General features: G+C 58.5%; 13 protein-coding genes and 1 tRNA gene. 11 read left to right on the top strand and 3 right to left on the bottom strand.

Features of this window, described 5'->3' with window-relative positions; genetic code table 11:
• Positions 1-152: 152 nt before the first annotated feature.
• The 3 genes from ACR0DX_RS02780 to ACR0DX_RS02770 are packed head-to-tail and all read left to right on the top strand — an operon-like array spanning position 153 to position 2,472.
• Positions 153-383, top strand: coding sequence for a DUF3489 domain-containing protein (locus ACR0DX_RS02780; RefSeq protein ID WP_170352646.1), 231 nt, complete (start codon positions 153-155; stop codon positions 381-383).
• Positions 380-796: a DUF2924 domain-containing protein gene (locus tag ACR0DX_RS02775; protein WP_093964944.1), complete on the top strand. Its 417-nt coding sequence runs from the start codon at positions 380-382 to the stop codon at positions 794-796. The genes ACR0DX_RS02780 and ACR0DX_RS02775 overlap by 4 nt, the downstream gene beginning before the upstream one ends.
• Complete coding sequence (locus ACR0DX_RS02770; RefSeq protein WP_093964943.1) at positions 793-2,472, top strand: recombinase family protein; 1,680 nt, start codon at positions 793-795, stop codon at positions 2,470-2,472. The genes ACR0DX_RS02775 and ACR0DX_RS02770 overlap by 4 nt, the downstream gene beginning before the upstream one ends.
• 375 nt (positions 2,473-2,847) lie before the next feature.
• Here the strand turns inward: ACR0DX_RS02770 and ACR0DX_RS02765 are convergent.
• Positions 2,848-2,937: transfer RNA gene (locus ACR0DX_RS02765), tRNA-Ser, on the bottom strand.
• A gap of 201 nt (positions 2,938-3,138) precedes the next feature.
• On the opposite strand from ACR0DX_RS02765, the gene ACR0DX_RS02760 reads away from it, so the two are divergent.
• The 8 genes from ACR0DX_RS02760 (at position 3,139) to ACR0DX_RS02725 (ending at position 10,559) form a co-directional block, all read left to right on the top strand.
• On the top strand, positions 3,139-4,281 hold the full coding sequence (locus ACR0DX_RS02760) for an SPOR domain-containing protein (protein ID WP_170352645.1): 1,143 nt from the start codon (positions 3,139-3,141) through the stop codon (positions 4,279-4,281).
• Positions 4,282-4,330: 49 nt separating this feature from the next.
• Positions 4,331-5,464: a D-alanyl-D-alanine carboxypeptidase family protein gene (locus tag ACR0DX_RS02755; protein WP_170353129.1), complete on the top strand. Its 1,134-nt coding sequence runs from the start codon at positions 4,331-4,333 to the stop codon at positions 5,462-5,464.
• Between the two features lie 12 nt (positions 5,465-5,476).
• Complete coding sequence (gene tmk, locus ACR0DX_RS02750) at positions 5,477-6,085, top strand: dTMP kinase (RefSeq protein ID WP_170352644.1); 609 nt, start codon at positions 5,477-5,479, stop codon at positions 6,083-6,085.
• Positions 6,086-6,095: 10 nt separating this feature from the next.
• On the top strand, positions 6,096-7,217 hold the full coding sequence (locus tag ACR0DX_RS02745) for a DNA polymerase III subunit delta' (protein ID WP_170352643.1): 1,122 nt from the start codon (positions 6,096-6,098) through the stop codon (positions 7,215-7,217).
• Positions 7,214-8,020 carry a TatD family hydrolase gene (locus ACR0DX_RS02740; protein WP_170352642.1) on the top strand — a complete coding sequence of 269 codons (807 nt, stop codon included), beginning with the start codon at positions 7,214-7,216 and terminating at the stop codon, positions 8,018-8,020. The genes ACR0DX_RS02745 and ACR0DX_RS02740 overlap by 4 nt, the downstream gene beginning before the upstream one ends.
• Positions 8,017-8,814 carry an MBL fold metallo-hydrolase gene (locus ACR0DX_RS02735; protein ID WP_170352641.1) on the top strand — a complete coding sequence of 266 codons (798 nt, stop codon included), beginning with the start codon at positions 8,017-8,019 and terminating at the stop codon, positions 8,812-8,814. Before ACR0DX_RS02740 ends, ACR0DX_RS02735 begins: the two co-directional genes overlap by 4 nt.
• Positions 8,815-8,856: 42 nt before the next feature.
• Positions 8,857-9,789, top strand: coding sequence for an AEC family transporter (locus ACR0DX_RS02730; protein ID WP_170352640.1), 933 nt, complete (start codon positions 8,857-8,859; stop codon positions 9,787-9,789).
• Between the two features lie 71 nt (positions 9,790-9,860).
• Positions 9,861-10,559 carry a CbiX/SirB N-terminal domain-containing protein gene (locus tag ACR0DX_RS02725; protein ID WP_170352639.1) on the top strand — a complete coding sequence of 233 codons (699 nt, stop codon included), beginning with the start codon at positions 9,861-9,863 and terminating at the stop codon, positions 10,557-10,559.
• An 11-nt stretch (positions 10,560-10,570) separates the two neighbouring features.
• Here ACR0DX_RS02725 and ACR0DX_RS02720 read toward each other — a convergent pair whose 3' ends face one another.
• Both ACR0DX_RS02720 and ACR0DX_RS02715 read right to left on the bottom strand, forming a co-directional pair.
• Entirely contained in the window at positions 10,571-11,593 is a 1,023-nt protein-coding gene (locus tag ACR0DX_RS02720) for a GGDEF domain-containing protein (RefSeq protein WP_170352638.1), read from the bottom strand.
• Complete coding sequence (locus ACR0DX_RS02715; protein ID WP_170724230.1) at positions 11,590-12,177, bottom strand: heme NO-binding domain-containing protein; 588 nt, start codon at positions 12,175-12,177, stop codon at positions 11,590-11,592. The genes ACR0DX_RS02720 and ACR0DX_RS02715 overlap by 4 nt, the downstream gene beginning before the upstream one ends.
• Positions 12,178-12,246: the final 69 nt, after the last annotated feature.

Here is a 12,246-nt window from a genome sequence, read left to right as displayed (position 1 = left end):
CACTTCAAAACACACGCCTCCAGTAATCGTTTCAGAAAGAGCTGGACTGTTGCCGTAAACCACGCATCACTGAACCCACGCCCGAGCCATTCGGGCGCTCCTCGGTACTGGGGTTCGGCATCTCGCTGACCCAAGATCAGAGGAGACAGTTAATGTCCAAACGGAAGCAAACCAAAATTGACAAGGTTCAAGCTTTGTTGCGTCGCCCGAGCGGCGCCAACCTGGAAGCGCTGTGCAAAGCAACGGGATGGCAGCCTCATTCGGTCCGAGCAGCTCTAAGCGGTCTGCGGAAAAAAGGCGTCACAATTGAACGGCGGACATCCGACAAACCAAATGGACCATCCACATATCATCTGGCGGCGGGAACTGGAGAAGCGTCATGACCAAGACGAGCGATGTCGCCGATCTCGCCGCCATGGGTCGATCGGATCTGGTCACGCTTTGGCAGCAACTGTTTGATCAACCCGCCCCCGCCATGCTCAGCCAACCCTTTCTGCGCCGCTTTATCGCCTTTGAGATGCAGTCCCGCCGTCATGGCAGGCTACCCCGCCAGGTCAAAGCCACGCTGGAAAAGGGCTCTGGGAAGAAACCCCGGCCTACATGCCCTGCCCTAAAACCCGGCGGGCGCCTGCTACGCGAGTGGAATAGTGTGACCCATGTAGTCGACGTTACAGAAGACGGCTTCACTTGGAACGGTCGGTCCTATCGCTCACTCTCGGCCATCGCCCGAGAGATTACCGGCGCGCATTGGTCAGGGCCGCGTTTCTTTGGGCTCACCGGCAAGGCGGCCAAATGAGCCCGCGCCGTAAAATCCGATGCGCCATCTACACGCGCAAGTCCTCAGAAGATGGTCTGGATCAGGACTTCAATTCGCTGGATGCGCAATATGAGGCCTGCGCGGCCTATGTCGCAAGCCAGCGACATGAAGGCTGGACCCTGTTGTCCGGGCGCTACGATGACGGTGGCCTGTCGGGCGGCACCCTAGAGCGACCCGCCCTTCAGCGCCTTCTTGAAGAGATCGATGCCGGGCGTATTGACATGGTGGTGGTCTACAAGATTGACCGGCTGACCCGGTCGCTTGCCGACTTCTCTAAGCTGGTCGACCGGCTGGAACAGGCAAACTGTTCTTTTGTGTCCGTCACGCAGGCCTTCAATACCTCATCTTCCATGGGCCGTTTAACGCTGAATGTGCTGTTGTCCTTTGCTCAGTTTGAACGGGAAGTCACCGCCGAACGTATTCGCGACAAGATTGCAGCGTCGAAGAAGAAGGGGCTTTGGATGGGTGGCAACCTGCCTCTGGGCTATGATCGCCACCCCGATCCGAAGGCAAGAACGCTGGTGGTGAATGAAGAGGAGGCCAGAACGGTCCGGCATCTCTTTGGGCTTTATGACGAGCTTGGTTGCCTGCGCAAAGTAGAAGAACGGGCAACGGCAGAAGACCTGCGGTCAAAACGGGTTGTTCGGACAGATGGCAGTGTGAAGGGGGATTGTCCGCTGTCACGGGGTCAAATCTATTACCTGCTGCGCAATCCGGTCTATCTCGGAAAAATCCGCCACAAGGATAAGATCTGGGACGGACAACATCCGGCGATCATCGATCAGGACATCTGGGACCGGGTGCAGGAAAAAATGCGACAGGCCTCCAACCGCTCGCGGGCACGCGGCGACTCCGATGCGCGCCAACACTCCACTGACCCCGGGGCCTGGCTCACCGGTCTGCTGTATGACGAAACTGGTGATCGGTTGACGCCGACCCACACCACGCGCAAAGGCCGACGGTTGCGCTACTATATCTCCAATCGACTGATCTCAGGCGGCAAGGATATCTCTGGCTGGCGACTGCCCGGCCCAGCGCTGGAAAACGCGGTCATTGATGTCATCGTCAGACATTTGCAAGACGCCGCCGCGGCGCACCAAGTACTGGCGCAGCCGGAGGCCGGGTCAGCCGAGGCAGTTCAGACTTCAGTTGCGGATTTAGTAACCCGGCTTCTAGGCCATGGCTGTCAGATCGGCGCTGCTCTTCTGGCCAAAGGCAAACTTGCACGAGGACAGATCGACCTCGAATTTAACCCCAAAACTCTGGCAAGCGCACTTGGCATCGCGGCCGATCATCTGCACCCGGATCTCACCCACGTCACCGCATCTTTCGATCTGTGCCGCCGCGGCGTCGAGGCCAAGGTCATCGCCGGAGACATGGCACCCCAACCTGATCCCCACCTCCGGTCCATGCTGATCCGCGCCCATGGCTGGGCCCGTGATCTGAAGGCCGGAGTTCAACTGATGGAGATTGCCCGCCGCGAAAGCGTCCCTGACGCCTTCATCCGCACCCGTGCTCAGCTCGCCTTTCTCTCACCAAAGATTCAAACGGCGATTCTCGACGGGAGCCAGCCGCCCGAACTCACACTCAAGCGTCTGGTCAGCGTGACCCACCCACTTGAATGGTCCGAACAGGAACGCCTGTTCGGCTTCTGACATCTCCAGCTCCTGCGTCCCTGATACAGACTTCGCCCTCCCTGATCCGGCGGAACAATTCCCTGTTCGCACGAGGAAATTCCCTGTTCCACCTTTTAGGGAATTTGCAACATAAACCTCTGAGAAACATACAGTTCTGATAGAAGAAATGACGGAAGTCAGTCCCGGTTTGCGAATATTCCCTGTAAATTGCAGGTTATCAGGGAAATCCAGCCCAAAGCGACCCCGCTAAAATGCGACACTGAGACTCGCGCCTGAATTGTCCTCTGAATGTACGGTTTGCTTCGTCTCTGATTGAAAGCGCATGCGCCAACGCGCGGGAATTGCGTAACAATTCCGGATCAGAAAATACAACTGAAGTGAGACAGGTATGAGTGGCGGGGAGACAGGGATTCGAACCCTGGGAACGCTCTCACGTTCAACGGTTTTCAAGACCGCCGCATTCGACCACTCTGCCACCTCCCCGCGTGATGCTGGGTCTAAGGCGAACGCAAACCGGTGGCAAGACCAAATAGGGAATTCTTGCCGAAGCTGTCGCAGCGGTCTTTCCTTGATACCTTGCTCACGCTATGATCGGGCCACAAACCGTACCAGACCGGCGTTGCAGAACCGGCGAAACGCGGTGGGGTTCAGGAAACCGACCCCTTACAGGCAAGGGATAAAACGATGGATCGAGCGACCGAAACACGCGCAAAGCCGCTGGCGTTGGCGGTTCTGGCCGTGATGTCTTTGGTTCTGGCCGGATGCGAAGAAGCACTTGAAACCGGCAACGAAGCGACCGAGGCGTCTTCGGACAGCACGCAGAACTCAGCAAAACGAGAGATTTTCCCCGAAGCGACCGGAAACCCCCGTGACGATGTCGAGGCACCCGAGGTGTTTGCATTGACCGAGGCAGGGTTGTGGGATGGCCGTCCGTCTCTTGGTGGAATCTGGATCGCACATCCTGATGTCACCCAGCCAGAGCGCGTTCGCATCAAGAACACCGCAAACAACAAGACAGTCACAGGCGCTTTATTCCGGCGAGAACGTAACTTGCCGGGTCCTGCATTGCAGCTGTCGTCTGACGCAGCGGTAAAGCTTGGCATTCTCGCCGGTTCTCCAACACGCGTCGAGGTCGTCGCCCTGCGGCGTAAACCCGTCGAGCCTGCGCCAAAAGCAGAACCCGAAACCTCTCCAGAACCCGAGGTTGCAGAACCGGTTACAGGCGACGCTCCGACCGAAGATCAAACCGCCGAGGCCGAAGATAAACCCAAGCGGAAGTGGTGGCAGAAAAAGGAAACCGCTGCTGCTGCGGGCACTGCCGCTGTGGCAGCGGATGCCGCCGCCGAGACCGCGACCGAAGTTGCCGAGACTGCAGTGGAAGCTGCGCCTGAGGTGGCGACTTCCACTCTGTCTGATCCCGAAGTCACCCCGCCTGCGGACGCGTCCGCCAAGAAGAAATGGTGGCAAAAGAAATCTTCTGACGAAATCACCCAGACATCGCTCGACCCGATTGAAGGGGCTGCGGCGGCGATTGAGGCGTCTGAACCAACCCCGCCCACCGCTGCGGCATCGGCAGAATCCGATACTGCTTCGGTATCCAAACCATATGTTCAGGTTGGCACATTCAGCGTCGAAGAAAATGCTGAAAGCGCTGCTCGGAAAATTCGCCGCAATGGCCTGACAACCGAAGTACGCGAGTTAAAAACCGGCGAGAAATCAGTCTGGAGAGTTCTTGTTGGCCCCGCCAAAACCCGGGGCGAACGCACCGCTTTGCAGCGAGACGTCAAGGATCTGGGCTTTACCGACGCTTTCGTCGTCAAGAACTGAAAAACAGGAGGTTACTGTGCCGTCCACTTTGCGATCATCCGTTCTGGCAATGGGGTTGGCGCTGACAGCTCTGCCCGCCTTCGCCTTTGATACATCCGCCCGCGCAGCCTATGTGATGGACCAGACAACAGGCACTGTGCTTTTGTCGAAAGACGCCGAACAACCCTTGCCCCCTGCCTCAATGTCGAAGCTCATGACCCTATATGTCGCGTTCGAGGCGTTGCGGGATGGACGTCTTACCCTGAACGAAACCCTACCCGTGTCTGAACACGCCATGAGCTATGGCGGCTCGACGATGTTCCTGAACACACAAGACCGCGTGTCGGTCGAGGACTTGCTGCGCGGCATCATCGTTCTGTCCGGCAATGACGCCTGTGTTGTCATCGCCGAGGCGCTCAGCCCTGACGGAACCGAGGCAGGTTTCGCTCGGTATATGACACAGCGCGCGGAACAGTTGGGTATGGACAATTCCACTTTTGCCAACTCGAACGGCTGGCCTGCAGCCGGGCACATGATGTCGGTTCACGATCTTGCCATACTGGCCGATCGGTTGATCACAGATTTCCCAGAATATTATCCCCTGTTCGCCGAGGAAGAGTTTGAATTCGATGGCCGCGCGCCTTCGAACAAGCGCAACCGCAACCCGTTGTTGAAGCTGGGGATCGGTGCGGATGGTTTGAAAACCGGCCACACGCAAGAGGCCGGCTATGGACTTGTTGGCTCGGCCAAGCAGGGTGATCGCAGGGTGATCTTTGTGCTCACCGGCCTGGACAGCACCGGCCAGCGCGCAGAGGAGGCTGAGGCCGTGGTTAACTGGTCGTTTCGAAATTTTGTCGAGAGGACAATTGCCAACAAAGACGCGCCGATAGCCGAGGCAGAGGTTTGGATGGGGGCGCAAAAGACGGTTGGCCTTGTACCCGAAGACGATCTGAACATCCTGCTGCCGGTTCTGGGCGACGAAAACGTAGCTGCCGAGGTCGTCTATGACGGCCCGATCAACGCTCCGATTGCCAAGGGTCAGAAACTGGCCGAACTGGTAATCAAGCCTGAAGGTCTGCCCGAAATTCGGCGCCCTCTGGTCGCGGTACAGGATGTGGCCGCGGGTGGTTTTCTGGTTCGGATGATGACCGTTGGAGGGATCGTTCTGACCGATGTGATCGGCAACCCTCTGGACGCTTTTTGACAAGGGCACCGCGTGTTTCTGACATTTGAAGGCATTGATGGGTCGGGCAAGTCCTCGCAGGCGCGTATGCTGGCCGATCACTTGCGCGGATTGGGTCGCGACGTTGTTCTGACCCGCGAACCCGGCGGTTCAGCCGGGGCCGAGGAAATTCGCCGGCTGGTACTGGAAGGTGATCCGGACCGTTGGTCAGCCGAGACCGAGCTGCTGCTGTTCACCGCCGCCCGCCGCGACCACCTGGAACGCACTATTGAACCAGCGCTGGCGGCTGGAAAGGTCGTAATTTGCGACCGCTTCGCCGACAGCACCCGCATGTATCAGGGCATGTCGCGCGGCAATCTGCGCCCTCTGGTCGATCAGTTGCACAAGCTGATGATCGGGCGCGAACCCGACCTGACCGTCCTGATCGACATGGACCCGGAAATCGGCCTGTCCCGCGCCAAAGGGCGGCAAGGCACAGAAGAACGGTTCGAGGATTTCGGACTGGAATTGCAACAGAAAATGCGCTCCGGGTTTCTGGCGCTGGCCGATGAGTTCTCGGACCGCTTTCGCGTGATTGATGGCAACCGAGACATGGACAGTGTAGCCCGCGATGTGACAGATATCGTCCTGCAATCCTTGTGACGGACGACCCATGAGCGACGACACCCCCACCCCGGATCAGGCCCCCGGTGCCCCGCACCCGCGCGAAACCGCGACCTTGTTCGGGCAGTCCGAGGCTGAACAGGCGTTTCTGAACGCTTATAACTCGGACCGTCTGCACCACGGCTGGCTGCTGACCGGCCCGCGCGGGGTGGGTAAAGCGACTCTGGCTTGGCAGATCGCACGGTTCCTACTGGCGACCCCTCCGGCCGAGGATGACGGACTGTTCGGTGCCCCGCCGCCCCCTGAGACGCTCGCGATCGACCCCGACCACCCCGTCGCCCACCGCATTCAGGCCGGAGCCGAGCCAGGCCTTGCCGCAATCACCCGGTCATTGAACGATCAGGGACGCTTGCGGACCGAAATCGTAGTGGATGACATCCGCAAGCTGGGCAAATTCTTCGGCCTGTCTTCGGCCGATGGCGGGCGGCGCGTGGTCATCGTGGATTCAGCCGATGAGATGAATGTCAGCGCTGCCAACGCCCTGTTGAAGATGTTGGAAGAACCGCCCGCGCGCACGACTCTGCTGTTGATCTCACACCAGCCCTCACGCCTTTTACCAACAATCCGGTCGCGCTGCCGAACCCTGCGCCTATCCCCGTTAAGGGCCGAAGACATGCAGTCCGCACTGGCGCAAACCGGGGCCGAATTGCCCGCGCAGCCGGATCATCTGGCCGCCCTCGCCGCTGGCTCTGTTGGGGACGCGGTGCGCCTGATCAACCTCGGCGGTCTTGAGATCTACGCCGAATTCATCGCCATCCTCGGCACCCTGCCCCGTATGGACCGTCAACGCGCCCTGAAACTGGCCGAGGCCGCCGCCCAGCGCGGCGCGGCTGAGCGGTTCGAGTTGCTGCTGACCCTGATCGACGTGGCCTTGTCCCGTCTTGCACTGACCGGCGCGACCGGAGCAGCCCCCCTGCCCGAGGCTGCTCCGAATGAGGCCGAAATCCTGTCGCGCCTGTCCCAATCCCCCCATCAGGCCCGCAAATGGGCTGAGGTGGCTGCAACAATCACCGCCCGCGCACGACATGGTCAGGCGGTGAACCTTGACCCTGCGGCTCTGGTCCTAGATACGGTGTTCAAGATACAGGAAACCGCCGGTCAGAGCAGATGAGCGACACCCCTCAGATCACCGACAGCCATTGCCATCTGGACTTCCCCGATTTCGAAGGCCAGTTGGACCAGATCGTTGCCAATGCGATTGACGCGGGCGTGACCCGAATGGTCACGATCTGCACCAAACTGCGCAACGAACCAAGCGTCCGCGCGATAGCCGACGCCCACGCCTCCGTCTTCTACGCCGCGGGCACCCACCCCATGAGCGCTGCGGATGAGCCGATGGCCACCGTAGACGAACTGGTCGCACTGTCCCGGCATCCCAAGTTCGTTGGTATTGGTGAAACCGGGCTGGATTACCACTACACCGCCGACAGCGCCGAAGTGCAAAAACAATCTCTGCGCGTCCATATCGAGGCAGCCCAGCGCACCGGCCTACCCCTGATTATCCACGCCCGTGCAGCGGACGAGGACATGGCCCGCATTCTGGCCGAGGAACATCGCAACGCGCCTTATTCCTGTGTGATGCACTGCTTTTCGTCGTCGGCGGAACTGGCCAAAGCCGCGCTGGATCTGGGTTTTTACCTGTCCATGTCCGGCATCGCGGCCTTCCCCAAAAGCCAGGAGCTGCGCGATATCTTCGCCACCGCCCCGGTCGACCGCGTTCTGGTTGAAACCGATGCGCCCTATCTGGCCCCGCCCCCGTTTCGCGGCAAACGCAACGAGCCCGCCTATACCGCCCACACCGCCCGCAAGGGGGCCGAGGTGTTCGGCATGGACTATGCCGATTTCGCCGCGCAGACCCAGTTGAACTTCGAGCGGCTGTTTACCAAAGCCGCGACCTACAAGGCGGCTGCATGACCCAGCTGCGCTGCACCATTTTGGGCTGCGGATCTTCCGGCGGCGTGCCTCGGCTGGGCGGGCACTGGGGCGAGTGTGATCCCAAGAACCCAAAGAACATCCGCCGTCGCTGCTCGATGCTGGTGGAACGGGACGGGCCCGAGGGCACAACCTCAGTCCTGATCGACACTACACCGGATATGCGCAGTCAGTTACTGGATACGGGCACCGGGCGGCTGGACGGAGTGGTCTACACCCACAGCCATGCCGACCACGTCCACGGCATCGACGACCTGCGCATGATCGTGTTCAACATGCGCACCCGTGTGCCCGTCTGGGCAGATGGCGACACGCAGAACGACCTGCTCGGGCGGTTCGGATATGCGTTCATCCAGCCTGACAGCTCGCCCTACCCGCCGATCCTTGATCTGAAAACCATCAGTGGCCCGTTCGAGATCGACGGCCCCGGCGGCCCGATCCCGTTGCAGCCGTTCAAGGTTAATCACGGCTCGATCGACGCGTTGGGCTTTCGGATTGGCGGACTGGTCTATCTGCCTGACGTGGCCGAGATCTATGACGACGCATGGCCTGCACTGCAAGGGCTGGACTGTTTGGTCATCGACGCGCTGCGCCGCACGCCGCATCCAACTCACGCGCATCTGGAAAAGACGCTTGGTTGGATCGAACAGCTCCAGCCCAAGCGCGCGGTGCTGACCAATATGCATATCGATTTGGACTACGCCACGGTCGAGGCTGAAACCGCCGACCACATCACCCCTGCCTATGATGGCATGGTGATCCATCAGGCCCTTTAAATAGCCCATGGTGCCTGCCGTAATACTCCACAGGATGGCACCATGCTGCAAAGCCTGATCGACGTTATCCTGCCAGTATTTCTGGTGATCGGTGCCGGGTACACAGCCACCGCGTTGGGCTATTTCAAAGAGGTCCATATCGACGGGCTGATGAAGTTCACCCAGGGCTTCGCCATCCCCTGCCTGCTATTTCTGGCCATCGCCAATCTGGACCTCAGCGCCAGTTTCGACCCGCGCCTGCTGTTCAGTTTCTACACTGCTGCGGGTCTATGTTTCTGCGCCGGCCTGTTCGGTGCGCGCCTGATTTTCCGGCGCGAGTGGGAAGATTGCGTCGCCATCGGCTTCTGCTGCCTGTTCTCGAACTCGGTCCTGCTGGGGCTGCCAATTACCGAGCGCGCTTATGGTCCGGAAAACCTGGCCGGGAACTACGCGATCATCGCCTTCCATGCGCCATTTTGCTATGGCATCGGCATCACAGTGATGGAGGTCATTCGTAGTCGCGGCCACGGTGGCACACGGATGGTGCGCTCGGTCTTGTCAGCTATGTTCCGCAATGCACTGATCCTGGGGATAGCGTTGGGGTTTATCGTAAACCTATCCGGGATCGGTGTGCCCGGAGTGGTCGATGACGCTCTTGGCTTGATCACCCGTGCGGCCCTGCCCGGCGCGTTGTTTGCCTTGGGCGGCGTACTGGTCAAATATCGACCCGAGGGTGATTTACGCACCATTGCCTATGTCTGCGGCGTTTCGCTTATGCTGCACCCCAGCCTTGTGTGGTTGTTCGGCTCTACTGTGGGATTGCCGCAAGACTTGTTCCGCTCAGGAGTGCTGAACGCTGCCATGGCACCCGGCTTTAACGCCTATATATTCGCGAACATGTATGGCCGTGCCAAACGGGTCGCGGCCTCCTCCGTTTTAGTCGGCACAGGGGCCTCGATCCTGACGGTCTGGCTGTGGCTTACGTTGTTGGGTTAATACGTTCGCAAGGCGCATTGACTTCGCCAAAACACACGCCACCTTTGGCAGAACCAAGCAGGATCACACCTATGCCAAACGCTGTAATTGTCGCCCACGGTCAACCGTCTGACCCCGAGCCAGCCGAAGCGGCCCTGGCGGCTTATGCGGCCGAGGTGAATGAAATGTGCGGTGGAGTGAATGTCACGTCAGCAACGCTCGCTGCGCCAAGCAGGCTGGAACATTGCCTGGACGACTTACCTGATGACACGGTAATTTACCCATTGTTCATGGCCAAAGGTTGGTTTGTCACTAGCGCTTTGCCAAAACGGCTGGGGGGAAGAGAATTGCGCATCCTCGATCCTCTTGGCGTTGATAAAGCCCTTCCAGCCATCGCTGCCGAGGCGATTGGATCGACCATTCAATCAAACACATGGTCAACAGACCAGTGCAACTTGATCCTCGCTGCACATGGATCGGGTCGCAGCCGCAATCCTTCGGCTGTCGCCAATCAGTTCGCGGAACTTGTGAGTGAGAGGATCAAGTTGAAGTCCATCCGGGTAGGATTCGTTGAAGAGGCCCCTTCGATTTCTGAGGCGGCAACAAACTCTGGGCAAATCGCGCTTTGCCTGCCTTTCTTCGCGTGCCGCGGCGGTCATGTGTTGGAAGATGTACCTCAGGAATTGGAACAAGCTGGATTTCAAGGGAGGGTCATGCCTGTAATAGGCGAACTCCCCGGAGTAAAACGCCACATCTCGGCTGTTCTGGCACAGGCTTTCGAAAAAGTTTAAGTCGTGAAAGCTTAGTGCGGCGAGGCTTGCGACTGCGCAGTTTGTACGCGCTTACCCAGAAATGACGAATACAGGCAATGCCTTGATCGCCCCATTCGCTTGGCCTCATAGAGGGCCTGATCTGCCGCATTCAAAATCTCGGCTGCTTTCGGCGCCTGAAACTGCGTCGACAACGCAGTGCCAATACTAGCTGATATCTGACACACGGACCCCTCAAAGATCATGGGTTGTCGCAACCTGTCAATCAGGCGGGACGCAATTGCGGACAGAACAGATTCGTCGATCAGGTGTTTGAAGATGATGACAAATTCATCGCCACCAACCCTTGCGACAGTATCGTCGTTTCGGGTTTCTTCGATCATAATACAAGCCGCCTGTTGCAGGACATAGTCGCCCGCCGCGTGACCGTATCTGTCGTTCACTGACTTGAAGAAATCCAGATCCAGATGCATCAAGGCAAACGGCGCGCCACCAGAAGCCAAATGCCCAAGTAACACATCCATGGCCCGGCGGTTTTTCAACCCGGTCAGCATATCCGTGTATGCCTGTTCCTCGGCCGCCAGCATCGCGCCCTGCAGGCGCAGGTTCAAAGATCGCGACGCCTCCATTGCGGCAGACTTAGCCTCGACCAGATAAAGTAGCTCGATCGCGAGATCCGTTCCTGAGAAATCCGCACTGGTCAGCGCATAGTCACGAACCGCATCCAAAATAGAAATTCCGAAGGACAGGTTTATCACCGCCCCCTGCCCGTTTGGCAAAGGAGCGATCAACCCTTTGAGCGCTGTGTGTGGCTCACCCTTTATTCTCAGGTGCAACTTCGCTCCGGCCAAGGACAAGAGCGCTGCGAGCGTCGACACTTTGCGAGGTCTGACGAGCTCGAATACTTCCAAAAAGTCTTTTCCAGGCATTGGCTGATCTGGACGCAATTTCTGCAGGGTCGGACCGACCTGAGCGATTCTACCCCCACCATCAACAAGAACAAACATCGGACACAAAGTCCCAAGCATACCTGCAAGATCATCGATTTCGATCATGGCTTCCTGGCCCCCAGATCGAAATTTCGCCCGGCGGAAAATGCGCTTTCAACGAGTGCAATCGTGATGACCTCGACCTCACCTTGCTGTCCTTCATGTGTTAGGAAGGCAAGCGCCCCGTAGTCGTCGGCCACGGCGCGCAATACCCCAACCATGACACTGGCATACCCTGGCAAACCCGAATAGCAGTGCAAGTGATACTCTGACGAAGAGACCTCTCGCAGCTCCAGAAGAGGCAACCGCAAATCGGACACCGCCAATCTAACCCGATCCGAAAGATCATCCAAAGAATGCAGGAACTCTACATACGTATCGCCGCCAAATCGGAGTAGACGACGCAAATCCTCCATATTGGGGTGCGAAACCAAATAGGTTCCCAGATCTTCCAGAATCTCTGCTCGTGGGCGCTTTAATTCGGCACAAAGCGCATCCAGAACCCGCGTGGTCATTGCGTCATCGTAAACCAGCATTGCCTCGAACTCGGTAAAACCAAGATCTGCGGCATCGGTCACCCGCATCCAGCAAGATTGCCCGTATGTCGCGCTCACAAAGGACTGTACTGCCCGGTTTATCAGACCATGCATGGGAAGCCTCGGTTTGGTTTCCGATGCACTGTGACTCAGAAATCCTTAACAAAACGCGAAAATGCAAGT

It is taken from the genome of Ruegeria sp. D3 (genome assembly GCF_056534465.1).
This window is presented reverse-complemented; position numbering and strand designations above follow the sequence as displayed.

What these genes read in the sequence shown, in the direction of transcription:
- ACR0DX_RS02760 (WP_170352645.1), top strand. Translation starts at nt 3,139, where the DNA reads ATGGATCGAGCGACCGAAACACGCGCAAAGCCGCTGGCGTTGGCGGTT.
- ACR0DX_RS02715 (WP_170724230.1), bottom strand. Translation starts at nt 12,177, where the DNA reads ATGCATGGTCTGATAAACCGGGCAGTACAGTCCTTTGTGAGCGCGACA.
- ACR0DX_RS02725 (WP_170352639.1), top strand. Translation starts at nt 9,861, where the DNA reads ATGCCAAACGCTGTAATTGTCGCCCACGGTCAACCGTCTGACCCCGAG.
- ACR0DX_RS02720 (WP_170352638.1), bottom strand. Translation starts at nt 11,593, where the DNA reads ATGATCGAAATCGATGATCTTGCAGGTATGCTTGGGACTTTGTGTCCG.
- ACR0DX_RS02755 (WP_170353129.1), top strand. Translation starts at nt 4,331, where the DNA reads ATGGGGTTGGCGCTGACAGCTCTGCCCGCCTTCGCCTTTGATACATCC.
- ACR0DX_RS02775 (WP_093964944.1), top strand. Translation starts at nt 380, where the DNA reads ATGACCAAGACGAGCGATGTCGCCGATCTCGCCGCCATGGGTCGATCG.
- ACR0DX_RS02745 (WP_170352643.1), top strand. Translation starts at nt 6,096, where the DNA reads ATGAGCGACGACACCCCCACCCCGGATCAGGCCCCCGGTGCCCCGCAC.
- ACR0DX_RS02735 (WP_170352641.1), top strand. Translation starts at nt 8,017, where the DNA reads ATGACCCAGCTGCGCTGCACCATTTTGGGCTGCGGATCTTCCGGCGGC.
- ACR0DX_RS02740 (WP_170352642.1), top strand. Translation starts at nt 7,214, where the DNA reads ATGAGCGACACCCCTCAGATCACCGACAGCCATTGCCATCTGGACTTC.
- ACR0DX_RS02780 (WP_170352646.1), top strand. Translation starts at nt 153, where the DNA reads ATGTCCAAACGGAAGCAAACCAAAATTGACAAGGTTCAAGCTTTGTTG.
- ACR0DX_RS02730 (WP_170352640.1), top strand. Translation starts at nt 8,857, where the DNA reads ATGCTGCAAAGCCTGATCGACGTTATCCTGCCAGTATTTCTGGTGATC.
- ACR0DX_RS02770 (WP_093964943.1), top strand. Translation starts at nt 793, where the DNA reads ATGAGCCCGCGCCGTAAAATCCGATGCGCCATCTACACGCGCAAGTCC.